Genomic DNA, 26,007 nt, shown 5'->3' on the forward strand with positions numbered 1-26,007 from the left:
GGTCAGCGAGCGAGAGGGCGGCGCGGCAGCGGCGAGGAGTACACGACGCTCGTGGTGACCGACCCCAGCGCGCCGATCTTGCCCGAGATCTCCTCGAGATGCCTCATTGAGCGCGCCGCGACCTTGATCACGAAGCAGTCGTCGCCGGTGACGTGGTGCGCCTCGAGGATCTCGGGCGTCGCGTCGACCAGGTCGTGGAACGGCTTGTAGTTGCCGTTCGGATAACGCAGCCGGACGAACGCCAGGATGGGCAGGCCGAGCCGCTCCGGGTCGACCACGGCCGCGTACCCCTGGATGACGCCCGCCTCCTCGAGTCGGCGCACCCGCTCGGTGACGGCGCTCGCGGACATGGAGACGGCGCGCGCGAGCTCCGCGTAGCTGGCGCGGCCGTCGCGCTGCAGGACCTCGAGGATGCGCCAGTCGGTGGCGTCCGTGGAATAGCCGGTCATGGCCGAGGGATACCAGGAGAATCCCCGGCCGATCAAGGTGGATGCCGGGGATCACGCCTTCAGCCTGACGATCAAGGACCGTAGATTCTGTGGACGAGACCTCGTCGACCCGATTCCGGCCCCTTCGGACTCTTCGAACCCTTCGGACCCTACGGACCCTGCGGAGACCGACACCATGACAGCGACCGACCCCACCGCCAGTACCAGCCCCGCCGCCGTCAACCCCGTCCTTCGGGTTCCCCCGGCATCGCCCGCCGCTGCCGCCGCGTACTTCGGCGCGAGCCTCGCCTTCCACACCGACGTGTCGGACGTCGCCGCCGCGCTCGCCGGCGACGGCGTTCCCGGCTTCGTCGTCGTCGACTCCCGCTCCACCGAGGCCTGGGACCAGGGCCATGTGCCCGGTGCGGTGCATCTGCCGACCGCCCTCGTACCGCAGCAGGCCGAGCAGCTGCTCGACCGGTCCGTGCCGGTCGTGACGTACTGCTGGGGCCCCGGCTGCAACGGCGCGACGCGAGCCGCCCTGGCCCTCGCTGAACTCGGCTACCAGGTCAAGGAGATGATCGGCGGATTCGAGTACTGGGTCCGCGAGGGCTTCGCGTACGAGACCTGGCAGGGCCCCGCCCAGCGCCCGGTCGACCAGCTGACGGCGCCGGTGGGCGCGGACGACTGCGGCTGCTGAGGCGCGGCCCACCTCCTGGCCGCCCGCGCCCCCGGCCGCCTGCCCACCCGGTGGCACACGGTCGCGCGTCCACGCACCGGCGCGGCCCGGGCTCGTCCGCCTGACGGACGCGCCCGGGGGCCGGCGCACGCTGCGGCCTGCTCAGAGGTTGGACAGCTCGTCCACCAGGTCGTCGAGCCCCAGCGAACCCTGCGACAGGGCCGCCATGTGCCACGCCTTCGGGTCGAAGGCGTCGCCGTGCCGCTTCTTCGCGTTCTCGCGGCCGAGCAGCCAGGCGCGTTCGCCGAGTTTGTAGCCGATGGCCTGGCCCGGGATGGACAGGTACCGGGTGAGCTCGCTCTCGACGAAGTCCGCCGGACGGCTGCTGTGCGCGGCGAAGAACTCCTGTGCCAGCTCCGGGGTCCAGCGCTCACCGGGGTGGAACGGCGAGTCAGCCGGGATCTCCAGCTCCAGGTGCATGCCGATGTCGACGATGACGCGCGCCGCCCGCATCATCTGCGCGTCGAGGTAGCCGAGCCGCCGCTCCGCGTCGGTGAGGAAGCCGAGCTCGTCCATGAGCCGTTCCGCATAGAGCGCCCAGCCCTCGACGTTGGCGCTCACCATGCCCACGCTCGCCTGGTAGCGGGACAGGTCCTCGCGGACGTGCGTCCACTGCGCCAGCTGGAGGTGGTGTCCTGGCACGCCCTCGTGGTACCAGGTCGACACCAGGTCGTAGACCGGAAAGCGCGTCTGCCCCATGGTCGGCAGCCAGGTGCACCCGGGGCGCGAGAAGTCCTCCGACGGGGGCGTGTAGTACGGAGCCGCGGCGCTCCCGGGCGGGGCGATACGGGACTCGACCCTCCGTACCCGCTCGGCGAGGTCGAAGTGCGTGCCGTCCAGCGTCTCGATCGCCTCGTCCATCAGGCCCTGGAGCCAGCGCTGCACCTCGTCGACACCCTCGATGTGCGTGCCCTGCTCGTCGAGACGGGCCAGCGCCACCCAGGGCGTGGCCGCACCGGGGAGGATCTTCTCGGCCTCGGTCTTCATCTCGCCGAGAATGCGGTGGTACTCGGACCAGCCGTACGCGTACGCCTCGTCGAGATCGAGGTCCGTGCCGTTGTAGTAGCGGGACCAGCGGGCGTACCGCTCGCGGCCCACCGTGTTCGGCGCCCCTTCGATCGTCGGCGCGTACACGTCGCGCATCCAGTCGCGCAGGGCGGCGACGGCGGCGGTGGCCTGGCCCGCGGCCTCGTCGAGCTCGGCCCGCAAGGCGTCGGGACCGGCGGAGGCGAAGTCCTCGAACCAGCCGCGGCCGGAGCCGGTGTCCGCCCACTCGGACAGCTGCTCGATGAAGGTGGCGGTCGGACGCGGACCCGCGTACAACTTCCGTTCCAGACCGAGCGTGAGCGACGCGCGGTAGCCCTCCAGGGCGGCGGCGACGGCACGCAGCCGCTCCGCGATGGCGGCCCAGTCTTCCTCCGTCTCCGCGGGCGTCAGTGTGAACACCGTACGCACCGAGTGGGCGGGCGAGGACAGATTGCTGACCGCCCGCAGCCCCTCGTCGGCGTCGTGCACAGCCAGCTCGGCGGTGAGCCGTTCGCGCAGCAGCTTCCCGCACCGGCGCTCGATGCCGCTGTCGGCGCCGGGCCGGCGCTCCGCCTCGTCGAGCCGCGCGAGGGTGCGCCGGCCGAGCTCTGCGAGCGCCTCCTGGCCCGCGGGGGAGAAGTCGGGGAGCTTGCTTGAACTCTCCTTCACACCGAGATACGTACCGGTCACGGGGTCGAGGGCGATGAGCTCGTCGACATAGGCATCGGCGACCTCACGGGGCAGCGGGCTGTGGCTCGTGGTCTGTGACATACGGCCATCCTCGTACGGGGACGGGGACCACGTCACGGAGATTCCCTGTGAGGGTGATGGGACCGGCGTCACGCGGACTGCGGTGGCAGCAATGGCCCGCACTCCCACTGCTGGAAGATCAACCGCGTTTCGACGCGGGCCACTTCGCGGCGCGCCGTGAACTCGTCGAGCACCAGCCGCTGCAGGTCGGCCGCGTCGGCCACGGCGACATGGACGAGGTAGTCGTCCGGGCCCGTGAGATGGAAGACAGTGAGTGCCTCCGGCAGCGCCCGGATCCGCTCCACGAACGGCCCGACCAGCTCCCGCCGGTGCGGGCGCACCTGCACCGAGAGCAGCGCCTCGAGGCCGCGCCCCAGCTTCGCCGGGTCCAGGCGGAGCCGGTGGCCCAGGATCACCCCGGACCGGCGCAGCCGCGCCACCCGGTCCAGGCATGTCGAGGGCGCGACGCCGACCTGCGCGGCGAGGTCGCGGTACGTGGTGCGTGCGTCGTTCTGCAGGAGCCGCAGAATGTGCAGATCCACCGGATCGAGTACGACGGATTCGGGCATCGGCCGAACGTAGCACGGTGTGCGGCGCCACGGCTCCGGCCCTTGTTCACGCTGTCGCCCATGGACACCGACATCGACGACCACACCGCACGCAGGGCCTCGGCCCCCGGACCCGCGGCCGTCCGGGCACTGGCCACCGAAGCCGTCCACGCCGGACGCGACGACCTCGCCGCGCTCGGCCTGCACGCGCCCCCCATCGATCTGTCCACCACCTACCCGTCGTACGACAGCCGTGGCGAGGCGGCCCGGATCGACGCCTTCGCCGCCGACGGCACCGAGCCGCCGGGGACGCCGGTCTACGGGCGCCTCGGCAACCCGACGGTCGCCCGCTTCGAGACGGCGATCGCGCGGCTGGAAGGCACCGAGAGCGCGGTCGCCTTCGCCAGCGGCATGGCCGCGCTGAGTGCGGTCCTGCTGGTGCGCAGCTCGGCGGGCCTGCGCCATGTGGTCGCCGTGCGCCCGCTGTACGGCTGCAGCGACCACCTGCTCTCCGCCGGGCTGCTCGGCTCGGAGGTCACCTGGACCGACCCGGCCGGAATCGCGGACGCCCTGCGGCCTGACACCGGGCTGGTCATGGTCGAATCGCCCGCCAACCCGACGCTGGCCGAAGTCGACCTGCGTGCCGTCGCACACGACTGCGGCTCCGTGCCGCTGCTCGCCGACAACACCTTCGCCACCCCCGTGCTGCAGCGGCCCGCCGAGTCCGGGGCCCGGCTGGTGCTGCACAGCGCCACCAAGTACCTGGGCGGGCACGGCGACGTACTGGGCGGAGTGGTGGCCTGCGACGAGGAGTTCGCGCGCCGCCTGCGCCAGGTGCGGTTCGCCACCGGCGGCGTCCTGCATCCGCTGGCCGGCTATCTGCTGCTGCGAGGGCTCGCGACCCTGCCGGTACGCGTGCGTGCGGCGTCGGCGACGGCGGCGGAACTGGCGCGGAGGCTGGCCGAAGATCCGCGCGTCGCCCGTGTCCACTACCCGCGTCTCGGCGGTGCCATGGTCGCCTTCGAGGTACGAGGCGACCCGCACGAGGTGATCGCCGGCGTACGGCTGATCACCCCGGCCGTCAGCCTCGGCAGCGTCGACACGCTCATCCAGCACCCGGCGTCCATCAGCCATCGGATCGTGGACGCCGACGACCGCCGGTCGTGCGGTGTCGGCGACCGGCTGCTGCGCCTGTCGGTCGGCCTCGAGGACGTCGACGACCTGTGGGGCGACCTGGATGGTGCGCTCGGCGCGGGCCGGGGTGCGTGAACGGCTGGCCGGGGATGCGTGAACGGCTGGGCGGGGAGGCCTCGTTGCGGCCGCCCCGCCCAGCCGTTCCAGCGGCCGGTCAGTCGTGGCGCCGGCAACGCGCCGGCGCCGGTCGCGTCAGTACCGGCGGTCCCGCGCCAACTCGGGGTCCTGGCCGATTCCGTTCGCGTGGTCGTACGGCAGCCGCGAACGCACCGGCGTCGCGTCGAGGCGGGCCGTGATCACCAGCGTGCCCTCCTCGATCTGGTAGTCGAGGGGCAGACCGAGACCGCGCATGGCGGCGACCATCCCCGTGTTGGAGGACTGCGTGACCGCGTACACGCTCTCGGCGCCCGCCTCGACGGCCATCGTCACCAGGCGGCCGAGGAGTTCGCTGCCGATGCCGTGCCGCTGCCACTCGTCCTCGACCAGGAGCGCGACCTCCGTCTCGTCGCCGTCCCACAGCAGATGGCCGAGGGCGACGATGCGGCCGGTGTCGGTCTGCACGGCGAGCGTGCGGCCGAAGCGCGGGCTGAGCAGGTGGTTCAGATAGCGGTCGACGTCACCGACCGGGCCGTGGTACCGCATGTTCAGGGTGCGCTTCGAGCACCGCTCGTGCATGGCCTTGGCGGCGTTCAGGTCGGCGGTGTCGGCCCTGCGTACCGTTATGGCGCTGCCCTGCGGCAGCGTCAGCACGTCCTTGCTGCGCGGCACACGCGGGCCCAGCCGGGTGTCCAGCTCGACGAGCGCACGGGCGCGCGCGAACTCGGTCGGTGTGAACGGCAGATACGGCCGCTCCACCGTGATCACTCCGCCTTCGGGCGCCCGCAGCCGCATCACCGTGTCCTCGAGCGCGCCCTCGACGGGAGCGGCGCTCTCGCTGGTGCCGTGGCCGGCCGATGCGGCTGGCAGGGAGCGGATCGTGCACCTGCCGAGCAACTGGCGCAGCGCCAGCGGCAGTTCGGCACCGTCCAGGGCGGTGCGCGTGGCCAGGCTCAGGACGCGGGTCGGGGCGTCCACCAAGTCGTGCGCGTCCGCGCGTTCGATCCAGATGTCGGTGCCGCCCGCCCGGGAGATCGCGCGGGTGAAGTCGCCCGCGGGCAGCTCGGCGGGAGCGCGCAGCAGGAACTCGTCGACGGTGCCTTCGGCCAGCGGATGCGTCTGCAGGCTCAGGATGTCGACCTGGTGGTGTGCGAGCGCGGTGCACAGCGCGGCCAGCGAGCCGGGCTCGTCCCGGACGGTGGTCCGCATCCGCCACAGCGTCGTCGTGTCGGCGGACGGTGCCGCGGGAGCGGACAGTCCGGTCACGGTGGCCGCCCCGGCTGCTGAGGGCCCGGCCTGCTCGGCGGCGAGCGGCCGGGCGCCGGTATCGCCTGTCGGGGGAGCGTGGCCGTGGCGCCTTGACCACCATGTGTGGAACGCCGCCGTGGCGATCAGCGCCACGGCCGAGACCACGAGCAGGGCGGGGCCGTCGGGCCCGTGCCCGACCAGGTTCGCCACGGCGTCGGCCACCGCAACGGCCGTGAACAGCGCCGCCAGTTCGATCACGTCCCGGCGCCAGTGGTGCACGGGACGGCCGTACTTGGCACGGGTTACGTCAGACATCTCTCGCTTCATGCATCCACTGTGAAGGAGAGGTGTTGCGTGATCACGAACAGATTGTGACTGAGGGGTAAAGCGAGAACTGTCCTTTTTGCAGTGATTTCACATTCAATGGCGCATGCCGTAAAGCCGCAGGTCAAGACAGTGTGGGGCAGTCCGGGCGTCGCGCGCTGCAGTCGGCGGGGACACGGTTCCCGCCGCCCGACCGGCCGAAGCGGTGGCGGCGGGCGCCCTGAGCGGACGTCCCGCCGCACGCGTCGGACCGTACGGTCGTGAGCCTCGTCGGCGCGGAGACCGGCTACTGGCCCACACGCCCCGGCTGCAGCACCTTGGTGAAGAGCACCGAACCGCCCGTCGCCCGCAGCCGGACGGTCAGCTCGCCGCTTTCACCGTCGATGTCGACCTCGCCGAAGTACTGCGGGGACTCCATCGGCGACACGTTCGCCTTCGTCGGCGCCTGCACGAAGACCCGGTCGGGGCCGAAGGTGTCGTCGAGGGCGTTCGCCGGGAAGCCGCCCGCCGCCAGCGGACCCGAGACGAACTCCCAGAACGGCGCGAAGTCCTTGAAGGCGGCGCGCGAGGGGTCGTAGTGCTGCGCGGAGGTGTAGTGCACGTCCGCGGTCAGCCACACCGTGCCGGTGATGCGGCTGTGCTTGATGAACCGCAGCAGTTCGGCGATCTGCAGCTCACGGCCGAGCGGCGCGCCGGGATCACCCTGCGCGACGGCCTCGAAGTCCGTAGCGCCGTCCGTCACGACCAGGCCCAGCGGCATGTCGGCGGCGATCACCTTCCACACCGCACGCGAACGCGACAGCTCCCGCTTCAGCCAGGCCAGTTGCTCCGCGCCCAGGATGCCGGTGGTGTCGTCGGTCTGGCGGTCGGGCGAGTTGGCGTTGCGGTAGGTGCGCATGTCCAGCACGAAGACGTCGAGGAGCGGGCCGTGGTGCACGACCCGGTGGACCCGGCCGTCCTCGCCCGTCGAGGGCAGCGTGGAGATCGGGAAGTACTCGCTGAAGGCCTGCCGGGCGCGGGTGGCCAGCGTGTCGACGTCCTTCACCGTGTAGCGGCTGTCGGTGAGGATCTCGCCCGGGTACCAGTTGTTGACGACCTCGTGGTCGTCCCACTGCGCGATCGTCGGCACCTGTGCGTTGAACCGGCGTACGTTCTCGTCGAGCAGCGGGTAGCGGAAGTTGCCCCGGTACTCGGCGAGCGTCTCGGCGACCTTGGACTTCTCCTCGGTGGTGACGTTCCGCCAGACCCGGCCGTCGGGCAGGGCCACCGTCTCCGACAGCGGTCCGTCCGCGTAGATGGAGTCACCGCTGCACAGGAAGAAGTCCGGGTCGAGCCGGCGCATCTCCTCGTACGCGTAGAGGCCGCCGATGTCCGGGTTGATGCCCCAGCCCTGCCCCACGATGTCGCCCGACCACAGGAACCGTACGCCCGCGCGCCGCTTGGCGGGCGCGGTGCGGAAGGTGCCGAGCACCGGCTCGCCGGTGCGGCGGTAGTCCTCGGGGTCGGCCAGCGTCACGCGGTAGTGGATCTGCTCGCCGGACGGGAGGCCGCGCAGCGGAACCGTACCCGTGAAGTCCGTGTCCGGGCCGAGCAGCGGGCCCTGCCATCTGCGCGCATTGCGGAAGGACTCGGTGGCGGAGGTCTCCACGATCATCCGCGCCGGCCGGTCGGAACGCACCCACACCAGGCCCGTGGAGGTCGTCACGTCGCCCGCCTGCACTCCCCAGGCGGCACGCGGACGGCCCGACAGCGCCTGGGCGGGGGCCGCGGACGCCAGGGCGCCCGCGGTGGGCAGAGCCAGGGCGGCGGACGCGGCGAGGGATCCGCGCAGTACGGCACGCCGGCCGGGGGTCGGGTTGTGGGACATGGACGGCCTCCAGTGACGGTTCGGACCAAGGTGCGATGCCACAACTACTCGTACGCCGCAGCGCACACACAAACCCCAAGTGAACAACTCGCCGTAGGCCGGGGGGAACAGGACGCGCGGCCCTGCGGTCATCGGTGGCCGTGGCCGCGCGAAGCCCCCAGAGGACGGCCCCCAGAGGGGACGGAGATCCTGCCCCTGGGGGCACTTCGGGCACTTCCCAGCGTCAGCCGGGGGAATTCGAGGACGAGCCCGCAGGGCTCAGCGGCTGGTGTCGAGGACGACCCGGGCGACGAGTGCCGGATCGTCGTTCATCGGGACATGTCCACATCCGGGCAGCCGCACCAGTCGCGCCCCGGGGATGACGCGCTTGGCACGAACCCCCTGGCGGTGCAGCAGCAGGCGGTCCCGCGTACCCCATGCGAGGGTCACCGGCAGTCCCGGAACGTCGTCCTTGAAGAGCACCTGCCGCCCCGCGGTGAGGGTCTGGGCGAACCCCTTCGCATTGCGCAGCGCCAGCGTCTCAGCGACCACGGCCTCGGCTGAACGGCGGCCAGGGCGGGCGTAGATGGTGCTGGTCAGCGCGGCGCGCCCGGCTACCGTGCGCGAGAGCCGCTCGATCAGCGGCACCGGCAGCAGCCGTGCCCCCTGCCGCATCGCGAGGAGCGTGCTGAAGGCGTACCGGCGCTCGGCCTCCGTCCAGAACCCGGCGGGCGCCAGCGCCGTGACCGACCGTACGAGCCTTTCGCGGCCCAGCTCGAGGGCGAGCAGGCCACCGAGCGAGTTGCCCGCGACATGCGGGCGTTCGATCTCCAGTGCCGTACAGAGTGAGCCGAGTGCGGGAACCACGGTCGACAGGTCGTAGGCCAGTCCGTCGGGCAGCGCGGGGGACTCGCCGAATCCGGGCAGGTCGACCGCTATGACGTCGCGCTCGGTCGCCAGGATGTCGATCACTGGATCCCATGCCTGGCGGTGGTGGCCGATGCCGTGCAGGAGGAGAAGCGGTTCACCCGCGCCCACGCGTGTGTAGGCGAGGGACACCGTCCGGGGGCCATGCGACGATTCGACCGGGAATGAGACTGTTTCGGCCATGCTCCTGACTCCTCGTCTGCTGGCGCACAGGGATCCCGTGAGCACAGGCGCGGTTGGCCTGTCGGGACCGCTCGAAGGACCGGGGGTGTAGACAGCTTGTCAGTAAAAGCTACTGGCGGGTAGTCCTTGCTACGAACGACGTCGGGAGGGAGGGGTCCGCAAGGAAGGCGTTCGCCGCTCCCCGCGGGGCCCGTTGTCGCCAGTCCCGGCATCCCGGCCGCGGAGCCCGATATCGCCTGGACATGACGAACCGCTTCCGCTGGGATGGGGGTGTGGCCACCGACACCGCGACCGATGTCTTCGAAGAGCACCGGCCCGTGCTGATGGGAGTCGCCTATCGAATGCTCGGCCGCGTGGCCGACGCGGAGGACGTCGTCCAGGAGGCATGGCTGCGCTGGTCGTCCGGCGACCGGGCGGACGTACGGGAGCCACGCGCCTATCTGGTGCGGATCACCACGCGCCTGGCCCTCGACCGGCTCCGCCAGGTCCAGGCCCGGCGCGAGACCTACGTGGGGCCCTGGCTGCCCGAGCCGCTGGTCACGGACTTCGGGCCCACCGTCGCCGACACCGAGGAACAGGCGGTCCTCGCCGACTCGGTCTCTTTAGCGGTACTGGTCGTCCTGGAGTCCCTGTCGCCGCTGGAGCGTGCGGTGTTCGTGCTGCGGGAGGCCTTCGGATTCCCGTTCGCCGAGATCGCCGCCACGCTCGACCGCAGCGAGTCCGCGGTGCGCCAGCTGGCGGCGCGGGCACGCAAGCACGTCGACGAACGCAGGCCGCGCTACGAAGTGGACCCGGCCGAGCGACGCGATCTGACCGAGCGGTTCCTGGCCGCGGCGGCGGATGGTGACCTCGAGGGGCTGATGTCCCTGCTGGCCCCGGACGTCGAGCTGGTGGGCGACAGCGGAGGCAAGGCCCAGGCGCCGCTGCGTGTCATCGAATCGGCCGACAAGGTGGGCCGCTTCCTCGCCGCCGTGGGCCGCGAGGGGATCACGGAGCTGGAGATCCGTCTTCTGGAGCTCAACGGCGCCCCGGCCGCGCTCGCCCTCTCGGGCGGCAAGCCCGACACGGTCTTCCAGGTCGAGGTCGCCGACGGGCGGATCCAGCGCATCTACGCAGTACGCAACCCGGACAAACTCCTCTCTCTTGCCTCGTACTGATCAGTCCGCTGCGCGGCACATGCTCTTGCCAGGGGCCGTCGTGTGACCCGCCCGTGCCCTGTCCCCACGCGCGCGTGCCGATCACGAACAGTCCGTGAACACTCCCGTCGCCCCGGCCTGCCCCCGCTGTCTCCGATCGAGGATTGGTCTTGACCAAGGGTGGGGCCCGGCTTATGGTCGCAGGCATAGTGCAGGAACCTTTAATAAACAAGGCGCTGAAACGCCGCCGGGGATACGGCGATTGCGGAGGACAGGGTGGGGACCACTCAGCTGGAAACGGTGCCGGAGCCGAAGTACTGGCACCTCAAGACCGTGCTCAGTGAGGCACTCGACGCCGAGTTCTCGGTCGGCGAGATCCTTCCCAACGAGCGTGATCTGGCGGCCCGGTTCGGGGTCGCCCGGGCCACCCTCCGCCAGGCGCTCGAGCAGCTCGAGCTCGAGGGGCGCCTGCAGCGCCGTCGTGGAGTCGGCACCACCGTCGCGCCGCCGCGTATGGGTGTGGCCGTGGGGGCCGCCGAGCACGTGTGGCCGGGCGCCGTCGGCGATGCCTGGAAGGCGGCGGACTGCACCCAGTTGGTTCCGCCCGCGGCCGTGGCAGGCGTCCTGGAGACCGGGGCCGACGAGACGGTGCACACGGTGCGGCGTATGCGCATGACGCATGGCCAGCCGGTCGCCGCCGAGCTGCTCTACGTCCCGGCCTCGTCGGTGCCCGACCTCTCCGCGATCGAGGCGCCCTCCGGTCCGGCACGCGCGCGTGCCGTCCTGCGTGAACTGCAGCGGCTCGGGCTCGAAGGACAGGACAGCGCCGTCGAACTCGGCTCGGCCCGCGCGGACGACGCCAAGGTGCTCGACCGGCTGCCCGGCGCGCCGGTACTCGTCGTCACGACGCGCTTCTTCGCCGAGGGCCGTACCGCCGCCGTCTCCGTGGCCACGTACCGCGCCGACACCTGCCGTCTCACCTTCGGCGACTCCGGCGGCGTCGAGGTCCACCACGACCCGGAGCGCCGCGCGTCCTGACCGGGTACTGCGGCATGTGAGGTTCCCGCCGTGCTCCTTGCGGACGAGCAAGGAGCACGGCCTTTGTGTCCCGCGCGCAACGGCCTTTGCGTCCCACGACCCCTCAGGGTCGGCGGCCGCGCCTCACCTCCGCGCCGTGACCGTCCCCTCCACCGCGAACAGCTGCTCCTCGACATGGTCGAGTGCGAGCCGCAGCGCGCCCGTCGCGACCGCAGCCTCGCCGAGCATCGACAGGGCGACCCGCGGGGGCCGCAGGCAGTAGCGGGCTAGCTCGCGGCGCAGCGGTTCCAGTACGCCGTCCAGGCCGGCGGCCCAGCCGCCCACCACGACGAGCTCGGGATCGAGCGCCAGCACCAGGGCCGCGACGTCGTGCACGAGCCGCTGGATGAAGCGGTCGACGGCCGCCAGGGCCCGCTCGTCACCACTGCGGGCCTGCGCGAAGACCTCCGCGACCGCCTGCTCGTCCAGCGGATGCAGCGGCTCGTCCGTCGTCGACAGGAGCGCCTCCGGCGTCGCCTCACGGCCCAACAGGTGCAGCGCGCCGATCTCCCCGGCCGCTCCGCCGTACCCCCGGTGCAGCCGCCCGCCGATGAGCGAGCCGGCGCCCGGACTCAGGCCCGCCATCACGAACACGATGTCGTCGGACTCGGTCGCCGCGCCCTTCCAGTGCTCGGCGACGGCGGCCGTATTGGCGTCGTTCTCCACGAGCACCGGGCACTTGAAGGAGCGCCGGAGCCGCTCGCCCAGCTGCAGGCCCGTCCACCCCGGCAGGGCCGTGCCCAGACGTATGGCGCCGTCGGCTTCCACGATGCCGGGGGTGCCCACACCGACGGCCCTCAGGGAACTGCGTGCGACGCCGGCCTTGCGCAGCAGCTCGGCGACCGCGGTACGCAGCCGCTCCAGCCGCTCGTCGGCCGGCGCGGTCTCGTCGACGTCCTTCGACGCCGTGGCGAGTATCCGTCCCTCCAGATCGGCCAGGACGGCGGCCACCCGGTGCGGCCCGATCTCGAGGCCGAGCAGATGACCGGCCTCCGCCCGGAACCGGAACCGGCGGGCGGGCCGCCCCTGCTTCCTGGTCGCACCCTCCTCGGCGGCCGTCTCCACCACGAGCCCCGCCTCCACGAGCCCCTCGACGACGCCCTCGACGGTCGGCCGTGACAGCCCGGTCACCCTGGTGATCTCGGTGAGCGTCGCAGGATCCGCGGCGCGCAGCGCATGCAGCACCACGGCGGAATTGATACGCCGCAGCAGAGAGGGATCCCCGCCGGTCAGCAGCCCCAACGTCCATCCTCCCGGCTCGTGCGCGTGTGGGGCGGATGGTACCCGTCGCCCGGAACAGCGGCGAGACGGGACGGTCGCACGGTCTGATCCGTGCCACAGCTCACGCGGGCTGCCGCCCGGTCGCTCACCCCGGTGACACGAACCCCGACTCGTACGCCGCGATGACGGCCTGCGTGCGGTCCCGTGCCCCCAGTTTCGCCAGTACGGCGCTGACGTGCGACTTGACGGTCTCCGTGCCGATCATGAGGCGCTCGGCGATCTCCGCGTTGGCCAGGCCGCGTGCCATCAGACGGAGCACGTCCGCTTCGCGGCCGGTCAGCGCGGCGCGCTCCATCGCCGCGCGCGCCTCCGTGGTGCCGCTGTCCTTGCCGTACTCGGCCGCCAGTCGCCGCACCGCCGCCGGGAACAGCAGCGAGTCGCCCTCCGCGACCAGCCGCACGGCGTGCACGATCTCGGCGGGCCGCGCGCGCTTCAGCAGAAACCCGTCCGCGCCCGCACGCAGCGCCCCGTACACGTACTCGTCGTTCTCGAACGTCGTCACCACGAGGATCTTCGGCGGCTCCGGCACGGACCGCAGCACCGCGTGTGTGGCCTCGATGCCGTCCATCAGCGGCATGCGTACGTCCATGGCGACGACGTCCGGCCGCAGCCGGCGCACCAGGGGGATGACGGCGGCTCCATCGGCGGCCTCGCCGACCACCTCGATGTCCGGCTGCGCCTCGAGGACGGCACGCAGGCCCGCGCGTACGAGCGGTTCGTCGTCGACCAGAAGCACGGTGAGCGGCACGTCGTCAGCCTAGATCAGCCCAGCGGCAGTTCGACGTGGACCTGCCACTCGCCGTCCTCCTGGCCCGCGCGGGCGTGGCCGCCGAGCAGTGCGGCCCGTTCACGTATCCCGCGCAGCCCGCTCCCGCTGCCACCGCCTGTGACGGCCCCGGCCGTCGTGGGCAGTGGACTGCGCACGTCCATGAGCAGACATGTGCGTTCGACGGTGATGCGGACGCGGACCGGCACCGCTCCCGCATGCCGCAGCACATTGGTGAGGGCTTCCTGAAGCATCCGGTATCCCTCGCGGGACACCGGCCCGGGCACCTGGTCCAGGGGGCCGGTCACCTCGGCGTCGACCTTCGCGCCCGACGCACGTGCCGAGTCGAACAGGCGGTCAGCCTCGCCGAGTGCAGGCCGGCTGCTCACGGGCTGCTCCGCCTCGCGCAGCACCAACAGCACGCGTTCCAGGTCCTCCAGGGCCGCCCGTCCCGTCTCCTCGATCGCGTCCAGCGCCCGCTCGGTGAACTCCGGGTCGGCGGCGGCGCGTGCGGCTCCCGCCTGGACGACGGCGACGGTCAGCGCGTGTCCGATGGAGTCGTGCAACTCCCGGGCGATCCGGTTGCGTTCCAGCAGTTGTTCGGTGCGCTCCTCCAGCGCGGCCAGCCGCTCCTTGGGGGACGGTCCGAGCAGACGGCGGGCGGCCGCGGCCATCATGGGCCCGACCGCGGCCACCACCAGTACCAGGACCAGAGGCGCTACGGGGACGAGCAGCGCGTACGCCCAGTGCTGTCCGGCGACCGGAATCAGTGGATCCGCGCCGCTGGGGGACCCGGCCGCCGCCCCGACCAGTGCCAGCGAGAGCGCCATGAGCTGGCCGGTCAGAAAGGCGATGGCACAGCCGACCTCGAGTCGGAGCACCATCCACACGGCGGTCCTGCCGCGATCGCTCCAGGAGGTGGAGGGCGCCGCCGCGATACCGGGATCCTCGCTGCCGTCCTTCACGCGCGCGTGCGGTCCGGGAAACAGCATCACCCGGGCCTGCAGCCCCTCCGCCAGCCGCATCGCGGGCACCATGGCCGCCGCCACGAGCAGGGGGACGGGAATGAGGGGCACCAGCGCCCACTCCGCCAACGACAGGTCGACGAACCCCGGATAGACCAAGCCGCAGACGAACGCGATGAAGGCGCCGACCAACATGTGCAGCCAGCGGGTGTAGGTGACCGCACGCGTCAGCGGTCGCAGGAAGCGGGGAAGGCGGGGCATGCCGGTCATCGTGCCAGGGGGTATCGCGTGACGGCTCCCCCGCGCGGGGGAGAAGGAAGCCACCCGCGGGGGAGGCCCAGCCCCTGCCCCGGCCGCAACCCTGATGCCATGACGAGCATCGACATCAGCAACCTGACCAAGGAGTACGGAACAACCCGCGCCGTGGACCGCCTCACCTTCACCGTCGAACCGGGCCGGGTCACCGGATTCCTCGGCCCCAACGGTGCCGGCAAGTCCACCACCATGCGCCTCGCCCTCGGCCTCGACCGGCCCACATCCGGCTCGGCCACCATCGGCGGACGGCCCTACGCCACCATCGAGGAACCGCTGCGTCACGTGGGCGCGCTCCTCGACGCCCAGGCCGCGCACGGCTCCCGCACCGCCCGGAACCACCTCAGCGCTCTCGCCGTCAGCAACCGCATCCCCGCCCGCCGCGTCGACGAGGTCCTGGAGGAGACCGGACTCGCCTCCGTGGCCGGCCGCCGCATCAAGACCTTCTCGCTCGGCATGCGCCAGCGCCTCGGCATCGCGGCCGCACTGCTCGGGGATCCGCAGGTCGTCCTGCTCGACGAGCCGTCCAACGGCCTCGACCCCGAAGGCATCATCTGGATCCGCGAGTTGCTGCGCCGCCTCGCCCGAGATGGGCGCACGGTGCTCGTCTCGAGCCACCTGATGAACGAGACCGCGAGCTTCGCCGACCACATCGTCGTCCTCGGCCGGGGCAGGCTGCTCGCGGACACCCCGATGCAGGACTTCCTCGACGCACACAGCCACGCGCGCGTGCGAGTGCGTACGACCGATCCGGCACGGCTGCGCGCCGTGCTCGTACGCAAGGGGTACGAGGTCGCGCAGAGCGACGACGGCCGGTGGACCGTCGACGGCGCCCAGGCGGCCGAGATCGGCGCCCTCGCCGCGACCGAAGGTATCCCGATCATGGAACTCGCCGACGAACAAGCCTCATTGGAGCAGGCGTACCTCACCCTCACCGCCGACGACACGGAGTTCACGGCCGCGTCCCCGACCACCGCCCAGGAGGCCTGACAGATGTCGACCACGGCCGTTCTCCACTCCGAATGGATCAAGATCAGGTCGGTGCGAGCCAGTTTCGGATCGCTCATCGCGATCTTCGCGGTCACTCTCGCCGTCACCCTGCTCGTCTTCCCCACCGTGGGTCAGGCAGAGGCGGACAACGCGGACGCCGAGCCGCTCTTCGACGCCTTCTACGCGCTGAACTTCGCCCAGATCGCCGCCATCAGCTTCGGAGCGACCGCCGTCTCGTCCGAGTACCTGAACGGCGCACTGCGCATCTCGTTGTCCGCCGTGCCGAACCGAGGCCTGTTCTACGCCGCCAAGACGGCGATCGTGGCCGCCGCCACGCTCGCCGCCGGCCTCGCCACGAGCTTTGCGACGTTCCTCGTGGGCCAGGCGTTCATGGGCGAGTACACCATCGGGCTGAGCCAGCCCGGGGCTCTGCGCGCGTGCATCGGAGGCGGGATCTATCTCGCGCTCATGGCGCTCTTCGCCGCCGGTCTGACCGCCCTGCTGCGCAGCGCCGTCGCCGTGCTGAGCATCCTCATCCCCTTCATCCTGATCGTCTCGTTCGTGGTCGGTGACGTGGCGGCGGGCGCCGCCGAGTATCTGCCCGACCGGGCCGGCCAACAGGTGCTCCACCAGGACCCGGTGGGCGCTCTCGGTCCCTGGACCGGCCTCGCCGTCACGGCGGTCTGGGCGGCGGCCGCGCTGCTGGCGGGCTGGTGGGCCGTACGCCGGAGGGACGCCTGACGTCAGGCCGGCCGGAAGGGACGACCGGCAGAGAACTACTGGCAGACCCGGACGCCGGTTGTCAGTGCGTGCCGGTTTACTGGACGGCATGAGCACCGCACAGCACCTGGACACCGTCCTCCTGCTGTGTTCCCGGGAGTTCCCGGCCGAGCACGGCAGGTGGGACGGTGGTTTCTGCGGTCCCGGTTACCACATGGCCGAGTTAGCGGTGTCCGACGGATTCGGGGACGGCGACTGCTCGCAGGTGCTCGAGGCGCGGGAGCAGTACGAGGCGGAGTGCGCCGCACTGTCCGAGCGGCTGACGAAGCGCTGGGGACCTGCCCAACCGGTCAGCCTGTACAGCCTCCTGCACCGCTCCCTGGGCCACGGCGAGGAGATACCCGAGCCGTGGCACATGCTCAGCACCCGCGTGCAGGATGCGGAGCTGTGGCGGACCGGAGAGCGCTGGGTCGTGCTCGGCGGCTCTCCCTGGAGTGAGGAGTCGCCCTTTCAGCTCCTTGCCGCCGTGACCGACGTCGACCCGCCGTGATCCGCGCTGGTCCGGAGCAACTCCCGTGCCACCATGGGCCCTTGAAAAGGGACCGAGCAGCCATGCAGAGCCCGTACGGAGGAGCAGCGAACGTGAGCGACAGCACCGGGCAGGCGCCGGAAGGGCGGATCGACAGCCACATCGCACACAACGCCCGTGTGTGGAACTACTGGCTGGGTGGCAAGGACCACTATCCGGTGGACGAGCAGGTCGGCGACCAGGTGACGTCGATGTACCCCAGCATCGGCGAGGTGGCGCGCGCCGACCGGGCGTTCCTCGGCAGAGTGGTCAGCCTGCTGGCCGGCGAGGCGGAGGTCCACCAGTTCCTCGACATCGGCACGGGTCTGCCCACCGTGGAGAACACACACGAGGTGGCCCAGCGCATCGCCCCCGGCGCCCGCATCGTCTACGTCGACAACGACCCCATCGTGCTGACGCACGCCCGCGCGCTGCTCACCAGCTCGCCCGAGGGAGCCACCGCCTACGTCGACGCGGACGCGCACGACCCCGACGCGATCCTGCGGGCCGCGGCCGCGACCCTCGACTTCGACCGTCCCGTCGCGGTCATGATGCTGGGCATCCTGAACTTCATCCTGGACACCGACGAGGCCCGCGCCATCGTCCGGCGCCTGATGGACGCCGTGCCCTCCGGCAGCCATCTCGTGATCACGCACCCCACCCTGGAGCTGGGCGGCGAGGGCAATGCCGAGGCGATGAGGTTCTGGAACGAGAACGCCACGCCGCCGATCACCGCCCGCAGCAGGGCGGAGGTCGAGAGCTTCCTCGCGGGCCTGGAGATCCTGGAGCCGGGCATCGTCTCGTGCGCCCGCTGGCGCCCTGACGCTGCGGCCGAGGAGGGGCCGGTGGTCGCTCAGTTCGGGGTGGTCGCCCGCAAACCCTGAGTCCCGTGGGGAGCCTGGCGGCCGTCGCGCTCGGACGCGGCGCGCAGGCGGCCGAACTCCTCCGCCATCGTCGCCGCAGTCCAGTGCGCGTTGAGCCCGCTCGGGTTGGGCAGCACCCACACCCGGCTTCCACCGATCGTCCGCTCCTGCGGTCCGATCATGGCCCGGCGCTCACCGAACGCCGTGCGATAGGCGGTCACACCCACCACCGCGAGCCACCGCGGCCGCAGCCGCTCCACCTTGCCGGCGAGGATGCGGCCGCCTTCGCGGTACTCGTCCGCGGTGAGCTCGTCGGCGCGGGCGGTGGCGCGCGCCACGACATTCGTGATGCCGAGGCCATACGTGAGCAACTCGCCCTGCTCCGCGGGCCTCAGCAGCCGCGGTGTGAACCCGGACAGGTGCAGCACCGGCCAGAAGCGATTGCCAGGGCGGGCGAAATGATGGCCCGTCGCGGCCGTCATCAGGCCCGGGTTGATGCCGCAGAACAAGACGCGGAGGCCGTCCGCGACCACATCGGGAACGATGCGGTCGCGAGCGGCCTCGAGATCGGCGGCGGTCAGCCGCTTCATCCCCCTGGTCGTCCGCGTCAGAGGATCGCCCCCGGCGCGTAACCGGCCGCCTCCGGACGCTCCTTCACGATCTCCTCGATCCGCGCGACCACGGCCGCCACCTGGTCGCTGGCGGCGCCGGTGAAGGACAGCTTGTCGGCCATCAGCGCGTCGAGCTCCGCCCGGTCCAGCGGGAGGCGCTCGTCCGCGGCGAGCTTGTCCAGCAGTTCGTTGCGCTCGGCGCCCTGCTCACGCATCGCGAGCGCCGAAGCCACCGCGTTCTCCTTGATCGCCTCGTGCGCGAGCTCCCGGCCGACGCCCGCCCGCACCGCGCCCATCAGCACCTTCGTCGTCGCCAGGAAGGGCAGGTAGCGGTCCAGCTCCCGCGCGACGACCGCCGGGAACGCACCGAACTCGTCGAGCACCGTCAGGAACGTCTCAAGCAGACCGTCGAGCGCGAAGAACGCGTCGGGCAGCGCGACCCGGCGTACCACCGAGCAGGAGACGTCGCCCTCGTTCCACTGGTCACCGGCCAGCTCGCCCGTCATGGAGGCGTAACCGCGCAGGATCACCATGAGGCCGTTGACACGCTCGCACGAGCGGGTGTTCATCTTGTGCGGCATCGCCGACGAGCCGACCTGGCCCGGCTTGAAGCCCTCGGTCACCAGCTCGTGCCCGGCCATCAGCCGGATGGTCTTCGCCAGCGACGACGGGGCCGCGGCCAGCTGCACCAGCGCGGTCACGACCTCGTAGTCGAGGGAGCGGGGGTAGACCTGGCCGACCGAGGTGAAGGCCTGCGAGAAGCCGAGGTGCTGCGCGATGCGCTGCTCCAGCTCGGCGAGCTTCGCCGCGTCGCCGCCCAGCAGGTCCAGCATGTCCTGGGCCGTGCCGACCGGGCCCTTGATGCCGCGCAGCGGGTAGCGGGCCAGCAGCTCCTCGACCCGGCCGTACGCAACGAGCAGCTCGTCCGCGGCCGTCGCGAAACGCTTCCCGAGGGTGGTCGCCTGCGCGGCGACGTTGTGCGAGCGGCCCGCCATGACCAGCTCGCCGTACTCGCCGGCGAGCTTGCCGAGCCGCGCCAGCACGGCGACCGTACGGTCGCGCATCAGCTCCAGCGAGAGCCTGACCTGCAGCTGCTCGACGTTCTCCGTCAGGTCGCGCGAGGTCATGCCCTTGTGGACGTGCTCGTGGCCGGCGAGGGCGTTGAACTCCTCGATCCGCGCCTTTACGTCATGCCGCGTGACCTTCTCGCGCTCGGCGATCGAGCCCAGGTCGACCTGGTCGAGGACCAGCTCGTAGTCGGCGATGACACCGTCCGGCACCTCGATCCCGAGGTCCTTCTGGGCGCGCAGTACGGCGAGCCAGAGCTGTCGCTCCAGCTTCACCTTCTGCTCGGGGGACCACAGAGTGGCGAGCTCGGCCGAGGCATAGCGGCCGGCGAGGACGTTCGGGATGCGGGGCTTTGCAGACGCAGTCACGTGGACGAATTCTACTGGCGATTCGTGCAGGCCAGCGCCCGGCCCCGATTCGTCGGAAGCTACGAGGGGGCACGGGGTCGCCCTTGCGGGGCCCCGATCCGCACCCGACCTGGGCGACGGCCTACGCGATCGGCCCCTCGTACGCAGCAGGTCCGGCCGCTTCGGCCTAAGCGATCGGCCCCTCGTACGGCAGCAGCTCCGGCCGCTTCGGCGGGCGGCCGTCGCCGGAGGAGCGGCCCGTGAGGCGGCGGCCGATCCACGGCAGGAGGTGCTGACGGGCGAACCGGACGTCGGCGATCCGCCGTGTCGCCCAAGTCGGGGGCGCGGGAGCCGGGAGCGGCGCTCGCCAGTCCTCCTCGGGCTCGTACCCGAGGGTCTGCCACACCGCTTCGGCCACCCGCCGGTGTCCTTCGGGCGTTAGGTGCAGCCGGTCCACGTCCCACATCCGCTGATCGGACAGGGCGGGCACCCCGAACAGGTCGACCACGAGCGCGCCGTGTCGCGCCGCGAGAGTGTCGACGCAGTCGAAAAGCTCTTCCATGCGCGGGCGGAAGCGCTCCTGTACCGGGCCGTTCCGGCCCGGGCTGCGCATCAGCACCAGCTGCTTGCAGTTCGGGGCGAGGCGCTCCACCGCCTCCTCCAGGAGTCCGCGGACCCTGCCCATGTCGCACTTGGGCCGGAGCGTGTCGTTGAGGCCGCCCACCAGGGTGACGACGTCCGCCTGCATCGCGGCAGCGGCATCCACCTGCTCGTCGACGATCTGGCCGATGAGCTTGCCGCGGACCGCGAGGTTGGCGTAGCGGAAGCCGGGTGTGTGGGCGGCCATCCTTGCCGCCAGGAGATCGGCCCAGCCGCGGTAGGAGCCGTCGGGGAGGAGGTCCGACATGCCCTCGGTGAAGCTGTCGCCTATCGCGACGAGACTTGTGTAGTTTGCATTGATCTCCATGGCGGAGCGATGTTATCGAGCTCCGAGCGGGTGCCCGACCGGCCACCGTCAGATGGCGAACCCACCCAGGGACGCGGCAGCCGCAGGCGCCCCCGACCCGGCCACCGGCAGGTGGCGAACCACCCACCGGCGGTGGTGAGCGGGGCCGAAGCGGGGCGCCACGCGGTCAGACCGGCTGGCCGAACAGTTCCCGCAGTACGTCCTCCATGGTCACCAGGCCCGCGAGGCGGCCGTCCGAGCCGATGACTGCTGCGAGGTGGGTGCGGCTGCCGCGCATGGCGGTCAGTACGTCGTCCAGCGGCGTGGTCTCGCGTACCCGGGCGATGGGCCGCATGTCGCTGATCTGGAACGGCAGATCGCGCGGCGTCACCTCGAGGGCGTCCTTGACGTGCAGATAGCCGACGATCCGGCGGCCGGCGTCGACCACGGGGAACCGGGAGAACCCGGACTCCGCCGCGATCTGCTCGAGCTGCTCGGGGGTGACGCCGACGTGCACGTACACCAGCCGCTCCAGTGGGAGCACGACGTCACGCACGGGGCGGCGGCCGAGCTCCAGCGCGTCGTGCAGGCGCTCCCGGGCGCGCTCGTCGATGAGCCCCGCCTCGCCGGAGTCCTTGACGAGCCGGGCGAGCTCGTCGTCCGAGAACGTCGCGGACACCTCGTCCTTGGGCTCCACCCGGAGCAGCTTCAGCAGGGTGTTCGCGAAGGCGTTCACCGTGAAGATCACCGGGCGCAGCGCCCGGGCCAGCGTCACCAGCGGCGGGCCGAGCAGCAGCGCCGTCCGCACCGGCTCGGCCAGCGCGACGTTCTTCGGGATCATCTCGCCGAGCAGCATGTGCAGGTACGTCGCGAGGACCAGCGCGATCACGAACGAGATCGGGTGGACCAGCCCGTGTGGCACGCCGGCCGCGTCGAACGCCGGCTCGAGCAGATGCGCGATGGCGGGCTCCGCGACCACACCCAGCACCAGCGTGCACAGCGTGATGCCGAGCTGCGCGGCCGCCATCAGCGCCGACACGTGCTCCAGTCCCCACAGCACGCTGCGCGCACGCAGGCTGTGCTGGCCACGGCGCGCGGCCCGCTCCGCGTACTCCTCGATCTGGCTGCGCCGGACCGAGATCAGCGCGAACTCGGCGCCCACGAAGAAGGCGTTGACGACCAGCGTCGCCAGGGCGATCAGCAACTGGACGGCGGTCATCGCCCCTCCTCCGTGTCATCGGTGTGCGCCGGCGCGTGCAGGAGCACGCGCGCGGCCCGGCGGCCCGTGGCGTCGACCACGTCGAGCCGCCAGCCGTCGACGTCGACCCGGTCGCCGACGCTCGGGATCCGGCCGAGCTCGGCGGCGACCAGCCCGGCGAGCGTCTCGTACGGGCCCTCGGGAGCCCGCAACCCGACGCGTTCGAGCTGGTCGGTACGGGTGGCGCCGTCGACCGAGTACAGCTCGCGGCCGTCCTCGTCCGTCCCGGCGGCGGCCAGGTCGGGCGTCTCGTGCGGGTCGTGCTCGTCGCGTACCTCGCCGACGACCTCCTCGACGATGTCCTCCAGGGTCGCGACGCCGGCCGTGCCGCCGTACTCGTCGATGACCACGGCCATGGTGCGCTTGCCCGAGAGCCGGTCGAGGAGCCGGTCCACGGTCAGCGACTCGGGGACGAACAGGGACTCGCGCATCACCTCGGGCACGTGCGTGCGGGCGCGGCGTTCGGCCGGCACGGACAGCACGTCCTTGATGTGGACGATCCCGATGACCGAGTCGAGGCTGCCGCGGTAGACGGGGAAGCGGGACAGGCCGGTGGCGCGGGTCGCATTGGCGACGTCCTCGCAGGTCGCCTGCGCCTCGAGCGCGATCACCTGCACACGCGGCGTCATCACGTTCTCGGCGGTCAGATCGGCGAGGTTGAGCGTCCGCACGAAGAGCTCGGCGGTGTCGGCCTCCAGCGCGCCCTCCTTGGCGGAGTGCCGGGCCAGGGCGACCAGCTCCTGGGGCCCGCGGGCGGAGGCCAGCTCCTCGGCGGGCTCGATGCCGAGGCGGCGCACCGCGTGGTTCGCGGTGTTGTTCAGATGCGCGATGAAGGGGCGGAAGGCGGCGCTGAACCAGCGCTGCGGATTGCCCACGGCCTTGGCCACCGCGAGTGGCCTGGAGATCGCCCAGTTCTTGGGCACCAGCTCGCCGACGACCATCAGGAAGACGGTCGACAGGGCCGTGCCGATGACCAGGGCCGCGGAGGAGGCGACGCTCCGGGAGATGCCGAGGGCCTGGAGCGGGCCTGCGATCAGCTTGGCGATGGACGGCTCGGCGAGCATGCCGACGACCAGGTTGGTGACGGTGATGCCGAGCTGTGCACCGGAGAGCTGGAAGGTGAGGTTCCGGGCGGCCTTCAGGGCGCCGGCGGCGCCGCGCTCACCCCGCTCCACGGCGCGCTCGAGTTCGCCCCGCTCCACGGTGGTGAGCGAGAACTCCGCTGCGACGAACGCGCCGCAGGCCAGCGAGAGCAGGACGGCCACGGCGAGCAGGAGCACTTCGGTCATCGGTTCACCTCCGTCCCATGGTCAGCCAGGGCCGGGGGCATGTCGCGATGTCTGGTACTGGGAGGCTCGCCCATGGGCGGACGCTCACACCTTTCCTAGGGGCCGAATATTCCACCTATGGTAAAGGATCGGCAAAGCGGCGCGCGTGGTCTCTTGCCGGGCGGCTCGGGGCGGCTCGGGGCGGCGCGCGGGCGAAACCGCGGCGATCGCCGTCGGCGCGGCTCCGACCCGTCGGCGCCGCTCCGACTCAGCCGGTGAGCGGCTTGACCCAGCGCCGCCAGTGCTCCTCGGGCGCGTACCCCGCCGCCCGCCAGGCATGGTGCGCGGTCTCGTTCCACTGCAGCACCATCGCGTCGCCACGGCGCCCTCCGAGGCGTACGAACCGCTCCTCCGCGGCGGCCAGCAGCGCCGAGCCCACGCCCTGGCGGCGGTGCTCCGGGTGTACCGCCAGCCGGTACAGATGGCAGCGCCAGCCGTCGAACCCGGCGATCACGGTGCCCACCAGTTCCCCGCCCTGCTCGGCGATGATCAGGGCATCGGGGTCGCGGGCGACGAGCCTCTCGACACCGTCGCGGTCGTCGCTGATGCTCGTGCCCTCGGCAGCCACCTTCCAGAAGGCCAGCACCGCGTCGAGGTCCTCGGGCGCAGCGGCCCGGATGTGAAGGTCATTCATGATCGGCATCCCATCACCGCACCTTGCCTGACGGCGAAGCGTTTCCGGCATACGGACGGGCGAGCGTGATCACTCCCCGCGCAACCCACGATCAACTCCCCGCGCGATCACGGAACTGCCCCGAGGTGCGTGTAAGGGGCACTTTCCTGCGCCCTTGTCGGTGCTAGCGCACCCGCGCTAGCTTCGGGGTATGGCCAAGACCCAGTTGAACGTACGCGTGGACGAGGGCACCGCACGGGCCGCGCGCGAACGCGCACTCGCCCGTGGGATGAGCGTGAACCGCTACATCGAAGAACTGGTCAAACAGGACACCGGCGAGGTCGGGCACACCTTCGTGGAGGCCGCCTCCGACTTCATGAAGCAGTACGAATCCGTCTTCGCGGAGGAGTTCGGCACGGAGCGCGAAGGTCGTCGCTGAGCCGTTGAACGTGAAGATCGATCTTGCCTGGCTCCTCATGATCGCCGAACAGAAGACCCCCGGAGACCCCCGGGTCACCGACTACGGCGCCCTCGTCGCCGCCGTCAGCCGGCACGACGCGCAGATCTTCGGCATGCCCGTCTACGACAACCCGCACGCCCGGGCTGCCGCGCTGCTCCAGCTCCTGCTGCACGTCCCGGCGCTCGAACGCTCCAACGCGATGTTCGCGTCGGCCGTGGCGTACGCCTATCTCGTCGCGAGCGGCCTGAAGGTCGTCACGTCGCCCGAGCAGGTCCGCGATCTGGCCCAGCTGGTGAAGAACGGCGACGCGACCGTGCACGACATCGCGGCGGAACTGCGCCAGTGGAGCCTTTAGCGCTCCGCTGGGGGACGGTGATGAACCCGTGGGGCGGTGTGGGGTTGTCGCGGAACCGCGGGCCGGTGGGGGCTGGTCGCGCCCACGCGGCGGAGCCGCAGATGTCACAGCCCCGCGCCCCTTCCAGGGCGCCTACTCCTCCTCGTCGATGAGGGGGCGGCGCGCGCTGCCCAGGACGCAGTACGAGCTGGGCAGCCGCGGCCCCTGGGCCGGCACCAGCACCCGGCGGTACGGTCCGAGTTCGAACCCGGCCGCCCGCAGTGAGCCGATCGGGTCGCGCCCTACATGGCAGCCGCCGAACAGCACCGGCCACACGGTGCGGTCGAGGCCGCGCTGGACGGCTGCCATCGCGCGGCCGCCGCCTCGCCCGTGCTCGAAGAACCGCAGCTCACCGCCGGGCCGCAGTACCCTGCGGATCTCGGCGAGCGCCCGCGGCACGTCCCGCACGCTGCACAGCACGAGCGACACGACGGCCGCGTCGTACGCCTCGCTCTTGACGGGCAGCGCCTCCGCCGCGCCCGGCACCACGTCCACCGGCACGTCGGTGCGGCGGGCCGCGGTCATCGCCAACTGCCTCAGCACACGCTCTGGTTCGATGGCCACGACCTCGGACACCGTGTGCGGATAGCGCGCGAAATTGAGGCCGTTGCCCGCGCCGATCTCGATGACCCGGCCGCTCAGCCCGGCGAGCAGCTCGTCCCGGTGCGGCCCGACCGAAGCCTCGGCCGCCACGCTGAACTTCGCGTAGAAGCGGGCGAAGAGGGGATGGTGAACGGCATCCTTCGACGCCCTGGCGGAACGCTGCGGCATGGAGACCTCCTCGCGCGGACGGGCCGTTACGCCGATTGTGCCCCTTGGCGCGGCGCTTGGCGCCGCGCTGGAGCCGCGGGTTCCAGTCGTCGGGCCGGGCGAGCGAGCCCGGGCGTGAAAGCGGTGTGCCCTCGCACCGCTGCTGGTGCGCAAGGGGACGCGTTACCCACCGTCGGGGTGCCGCTGCGCCCACCCGTGCCGCCCCAGCGGCACGATTGCCCGCA

General features: G+C 71.7%; 26 protein-coding genes. 10 read left to right on the plus strand and 16 right to left on the minus strand.

Annotated elements, in window-relative coordinates; all coding sequences use genetic code 11:
* Nucleotides 1-2 precede the first annotated feature (2 nt).
* On the minus strand, nucleotides 3-449 hold the full coding sequence (locus tag STSP_RS02375; RefSeq protein WP_067271309.1) for an Lrp/AsnC family transcriptional regulator: 447 nt from the start codon (nucleotides 447-449) through the stop codon (nucleotides 3-5).
* A gap of 175 nt (nucleotides 450-624) precedes the next feature.
* Here STSP_RS02375 and STSP_RS02380 point away from each other — a divergent pair, with 175 nt between their 5' ends.
* Nucleotides 625-1,128: a rhodanese-like domain-containing protein gene (locus STSP_RS02380; RefSeq protein ID WP_067271356.1), complete on the plus strand. Its 504-nt coding sequence runs from the start codon at nucleotides 625-627 to the stop codon at nucleotides 1,126-1,128.
* A 141-nt stretch (nucleotides 1,129-1,269) separates the two neighbouring features.
* Here the strand turns inward: STSP_RS02380 and STSP_RS02385 are convergent, their stop codons facing one another.
* Both STSP_RS02385 and STSP_RS02390 read right to left on the minus strand, forming a co-directional pair.
* Nucleotides 1,270-2,964, minus strand: coding sequence for a DUF885 domain-containing protein (locus tag STSP_RS02385; protein WP_067271311.1), 1,695 nt, complete (start codon nucleotides 2,962-2,964; stop codon nucleotides 1,270-1,272).
* A 68-nt stretch (nucleotides 2,965-3,032) separates the two neighbouring features.
* Nucleotides 3,033-3,512: an Lrp/AsnC family transcriptional regulator gene (locus STSP_RS02390; RefSeq protein WP_067271313.1), complete on the minus strand. Its 480-nt coding sequence runs from the start codon at nucleotides 3,510-3,512 to the stop codon at nucleotides 3,033-3,035.
* Nucleotides 3,513-3,572: 60 nt separating this feature from the next.
* Here STSP_RS02390 and STSP_RS02395 point away from each other — a divergent pair, with 60 nt between their 5' ends.
* A complete protein-coding gene (locus tag STSP_RS02395; protein ID WP_067271357.1) occupies nucleotides 3,573-4,760 on the plus strand; it encodes a trans-sulfuration enzyme family protein in 1,188 nt (395 codons plus the stop codon).
* A gap of 117 nt (nucleotides 4,761-4,877) precedes the next feature.
* Here STSP_RS02395 and STSP_RS02400 read toward each other — a convergent pair whose 3' ends face one another.
* The 3 genes from STSP_RS02400 to STSP_RS02410 form a co-directional block, all read right to left on the minus strand.
* Nucleotides 4,878-6,344 (minus strand): GNAT family N-acetyltransferase, encoded by a 1,467-nt coding sequence (locus STSP_RS02400; protein ID WP_078066832.1) that lies wholly within the window; start codon nucleotides 6,342-6,344, stop codon nucleotides 4,878-4,880.
* 295 nt (nucleotides 6,345-6,639) lie between these two features.
* Complete coding sequence (locus STSP_RS02405; protein WP_067271317.1) at nucleotides 6,640-8,220, minus strand: alkaline phosphatase D family protein; 1,581 nt, start codon at nucleotides 8,218-8,220, stop codon at nucleotides 6,640-6,642.
* Between the two features lie 258 nt (nucleotides 8,221-8,478).
* Entirely contained in the window at nucleotides 8,479-9,309 is an 831-nt protein-coding gene (locus STSP_RS02410; RefSeq protein ID WP_067271319.1) for an alpha/beta fold hydrolase, read from the minus strand.
* Between the two features lie 272 nt (nucleotides 9,310-9,581).
* On the opposite strand from STSP_RS02410, the gene STSP_RS02415 reads away from it, so the two are divergent.
* Both STSP_RS02415 and STSP_RS02420 read left to right on the plus strand, forming a co-directional pair.
* The gene (locus STSP_RS02415) at nucleotides 9,582-10,466 is read left to right on the plus strand and encodes an RNA polymerase sigma-70 factor (RefSeq protein ID WP_067271359.1); all 885 of its coding nucleotides are present in this window, start codon (nucleotides 9,582-9,584) and stop codon (nucleotides 10,464-10,466) included.
* 255 nt (nucleotides 10,467-10,721) lie between these two features.
* Nucleotides 10,722-11,483: a GntR family transcriptional regulator gene (locus STSP_RS02420; protein WP_067271322.1), complete on the plus strand. Its 762-nt coding sequence runs from the start codon at nucleotides 10,722-10,724 to the stop codon at nucleotides 11,481-11,483.
* A 123-nt stretch (nucleotides 11,484-11,606) separates the two neighbouring features.
* Here the strand turns inward: STSP_RS02420 and STSP_RS02425 are convergent, their stop codons facing one another.
* The 3 genes from STSP_RS02425 to STSP_RS02435 form a co-directional block, all read right to left on the minus strand.
* Nucleotides 11,607-12,764, minus strand: coding sequence for an ROK family transcriptional regulator (locus STSP_RS02425; RefSeq protein WP_067271325.1), 1,158 nt, complete (start codon nucleotides 12,762-12,764; stop codon nucleotides 11,607-11,609).
* 124 nt (nucleotides 12,765-12,888) lie between these two features.
* Complete coding sequence (locus tag STSP_RS02430) at nucleotides 12,889-13,551, minus strand: response regulator transcription factor (protein WP_067271327.1); 663 nt, start codon at nucleotides 13,549-13,551, stop codon at nucleotides 12,889-12,891.
* 14 nt (nucleotides 13,552-13,565) lie between these two features.
* Complete coding sequence (locus STSP_RS02435; protein ID WP_067271361.1) at nucleotides 13,566-14,795, minus strand: sensor histidine kinase; 1,230 nt, start codon at nucleotides 14,793-14,795, stop codon at nucleotides 13,566-13,568.
* A gap of 108 nt (nucleotides 14,796-14,903) precedes the next feature.
* Here STSP_RS02435 and STSP_RS02440 point away from each other — a divergent pair, with 108 nt between their 5' ends.
* From STSP_RS02440 to STSP_RS02455, 4 genes are all read left to right on the plus strand, one after another.
* Entirely contained in the window at nucleotides 14,904-15,836 is a 933-nt protein-coding gene (locus tag STSP_RS02440) for an ABC transporter ATP-binding protein (RefSeq protein WP_067271330.1), read from the plus strand.
* Between the two features lie 3 nt (nucleotides 15,837-15,839).
* Nucleotides 15,840-16,577 carry an ABC transporter permease gene (locus STSP_RS02445; protein ID WP_067271332.1) on the plus strand — a complete coding sequence of 246 codons (738 nt, stop codon included), beginning with the start codon at nucleotides 15,840-15,842 and terminating at the stop codon, nucleotides 16,575-16,577.
* Nucleotides 16,578-16,665: 88 nt separating this feature from the next.
* Nucleotides 16,666-17,106, plus strand: coding sequence for a hypothetical protein (locus tag STSP_RS02450; RefSeq protein ID WP_067271334.1), 441 nt, complete (start codon nucleotides 16,666-16,668; stop codon nucleotides 17,104-17,106).
* Between the two features lie 62 nt (nucleotides 17,107-17,168).
* The gene (locus tag STSP_RS02455; protein WP_078066833.1) at nucleotides 17,169-18,008 is read left to right on the plus strand and encodes an SAM-dependent methyltransferase; all 840 of its coding nucleotides are present in this window, start codon (nucleotides 17,169-17,171) and stop codon (nucleotides 18,006-18,008) included.
* Here STSP_RS02455 and mug read toward each other — a convergent pair.
* The 6 genes from mug to STSP_RS02485 all read right to left on the minus strand — a co-directional run bounded on the left by mug (nucleotide 17,978) and on the right by STSP_RS02485 (nucleotide 24,230).
* Complete coding sequence (mug, locus tag STSP_RS02460; protein WP_067271338.1) at nucleotides 17,978-18,577, minus strand: G/U mismatch-specific DNA glycosylase; 600 nt, start codon at nucleotides 18,575-18,577, stop codon at nucleotides 17,978-17,980. The two genes, STSP_RS02455 and mug, sit on opposite strands and share 31 nt — an antisense overlap.
* 17 nt (nucleotides 18,578-18,594) lie before the next feature.
* On the minus strand, nucleotides 18,595-20,034 hold the full coding sequence (gene purB / locus STSP_RS02465) for an adenylosuccinate lyase (RefSeq protein ID WP_067271341.1): 1,440 nt from the start codon (nucleotides 20,032-20,034) through the stop codon (nucleotides 18,595-18,597).
* A gap of 166 nt (nucleotides 20,035-20,200) precedes the next feature.
* Nucleotides 20,201-20,980: an SGNH/GDSL hydrolase family protein gene (locus STSP_RS02470; RefSeq protein ID WP_067271343.1), complete on the minus strand. Its 780-nt coding sequence runs from the start codon at nucleotides 20,978-20,980 to the stop codon at nucleotides 20,201-20,203.
* A 166-nt stretch (nucleotides 20,981-21,146) separates the two neighbouring features.
* Nucleotides 21,147-22,178, minus strand: a complete 1,032-nt coding sequence (locus tag STSP_RS02475; RefSeq protein ID WP_067271345.1) for a hemolysin family protein — start codon at nucleotides 22,176-22,178, stop codon at nucleotides 21,147-21,149.
* Nucleotides 22,175-23,506 carry a hemolysin family protein gene (locus tag STSP_RS02480; RefSeq protein ID WP_067271348.1) on the minus strand — a complete coding sequence of 444 codons (1,332 nt, stop codon included), beginning with the start codon at nucleotides 23,504-23,506 and terminating at the stop codon, nucleotides 22,175-22,177. The genes STSP_RS02475 and STSP_RS02480 overlap by 4 nt, the downstream gene beginning before the upstream one ends.
* Before the next feature lie 247 nt (nucleotides 23,507-23,753).
* Nucleotides 23,754-24,230, minus strand: a complete 477-nt coding sequence (locus STSP_RS02485) for a GNAT family N-acetyltransferase (RefSeq protein ID WP_269801019.1) — start codon at nucleotides 24,228-24,230, stop codon at nucleotides 23,754-23,756.
* A gap of 139 nt (nucleotides 24,231-24,369) precedes the next feature.
* Here STSP_RS02485 and STSP_RS02490 point away from each other — a divergent pair, with 139 nt between their 5' ends.
* A complete protein-coding gene (locus tag STSP_RS02490; RefSeq protein ID WP_067271351.1) occupies nucleotides 24,370-24,597 on the plus strand; it encodes an antitoxin in 228 nt (75 codons plus the stop codon).
* Nucleotides 24,598-24,634: 37 nt separating this feature from the next.
* On the plus strand, nucleotides 24,635-24,973 hold the full coding sequence (locus STSP_RS02495) for a fic family toxin-antitoxin system, toxin component (protein ID WP_067271365.1): 339 nt from the start codon (nucleotides 24,635-24,637) through the stop codon (nucleotides 24,971-24,973).
* A 132-nt stretch (nucleotides 24,974-25,105) separates the two neighbouring features.
* Here STSP_RS02495 and STSP_RS02500 read toward each other — a convergent pair whose 3' ends face one another.
* Nucleotides 25,106-25,783: a class I SAM-dependent methyltransferase gene (locus STSP_RS02500; protein WP_067271353.1), complete on the minus strand. Its 678-nt coding sequence runs from the start codon at nucleotides 25,781-25,783 to the stop codon at nucleotides 25,106-25,108.
* Nucleotides 25,784-26,007: the final 224 nt, after the last annotated feature.

Origin of the sequence: Streptomyces jeddahensis (genome assembly GCF_001642995.1) — a bacterium.
Taxonomy (GTDB): Bacteria; Actinomycetota; Actinomycetes; order Streptomycetales; family Streptomycetaceae; genus Streptomyces; species Streptomyces jeddahensis.

Coding starts and splice junctions, on each gene's coding strand:
- STSP_RS02375 (WP_067271309.1), bottom strand. CDS start 449: ATGACCGGCTATTCCACGGACGCCACCGACTGGCGCATCCTCGAGGTC.
- STSP_RS02380 (WP_067271356.1), top strand. CDS start 625: ATGACAGCGACCGACCCCACCGCCAGTACCAGCCCCGCCGCCGTCAAC.
- STSP_RS02385 (WP_067271311.1), bottom strand. CDS start 2,964: ATGTCACAGACCACGAGCCACAGCCCGCTGCCCCGTGAGGTCGCCGAT.
- STSP_RS02390 (WP_067271313.1), bottom strand. CDS start 3,512: ATGCCCGAATCCGTCGTACTCGATCCGGTGGATCTGCACATTCTGCGG.
- STSP_RS02395 (WP_067271357.1), top strand. CDS start 3,573: ATGGACACCGACATCGACGACCACACCGCACGCAGGGCCTCGGCCCCC.
- STSP_RS02400 (WP_078066832.1), bottom strand. CDS start 6,344: ATGTCTGACGTAACCCGTGCCAAGTACGGCCGTCCCGTGCACCACTGG.
- STSP_RS02405 (WP_067271317.1), bottom strand. CDS start 8,220: ATGTCCCACAACCCGACCCCCGGCCGGCGTGCCGTACTGCGCGGATCC.
- STSP_RS02410 (WP_067271319.1), bottom strand. CDS start 9,309: ATGGCCGAAACAGTCTCATTCCCGGTCGAATCGTCGCATGGCCCCCGG.
- STSP_RS02435 (WP_067271361.1), bottom strand. CDS start 14,795: ATGCCCCGCCTTCCCCGCTTCCTGCGACCGCTGACGCGTGCGGTCACC.
- STSP_RS02440 (WP_067271330.1), top strand. CDS start 14,904: ATGACGAGCATCGACATCAGCAACCTGACCAAGGAGTACGGAACAACC.
- STSP_RS02445 (WP_067271332.1), top strand. CDS start 15,840: ATGTCGACCACGGCCGTTCTCCACTCCGAATGGATCAAGATCAGGTCG.
- STSP_RS02450 (WP_067271334.1), top strand. CDS start 16,666: ATGAGCACCGCACAGCACCTGGACACCGTCCTCCTGCTGTGTTCCCGG.
- STSP_RS02455 (WP_078066833.1), top strand. CDS start 17,169: ATGCAGAGCCCGTACGGAGGAGCAGCGAACGTGAGCGACAGCACCGGG.
- mug (WP_067271338.1), bottom strand. CDS start 18,577: ATGAAGCGGCTGACCGCCGCCGATCTCGAGGCCGCTCGCGACCGCATC.
- STSP_RS02470 (WP_067271343.1), bottom strand. CDS start 20,980: ATGGAGATCAATGCAAACTACACAAGTCTCGTCGCGATAGGCGACAGC.
- STSP_RS02475 (WP_067271345.1), bottom strand. CDS start 22,178: ATGACCGCCGTCCAGTTGCTGATCGCCCTGGCGACGCTGGTCGTCAAC.
- STSP_RS02480 (WP_067271348.1), bottom strand. CDS start 23,506: ATGACCGAAGTGCTCCTGCTCGCCGTGGCCGTCCTGCTCTCGCTGGCC.
- STSP_RS02485 (WP_269801019.1), bottom strand. CDS start 24,230: ATGCCGGAAACGCTTCGCCGTCAGGCAAGGTGCGGTGATGGGATGCCG.
- STSP_RS02490 (WP_067271351.1), top strand. CDS start 24,370: ATGGCCAAGACCCAGTTGAACGTACGCGTGGACGAGGGCACCGCACGG.
- STSP_RS02495 (WP_067271365.1), top strand. CDS start 24,635: ATGATCGCCGAACAGAAGACCCCCGGAGACCCCCGGGTCACCGACTAC.
- STSP_RS02500 (WP_067271353.1), bottom strand. CDS start 25,783: ATGCCGCAGCGTTCCGCCAGGGCGTCGAAGGATGCCGTTCACCATCCC.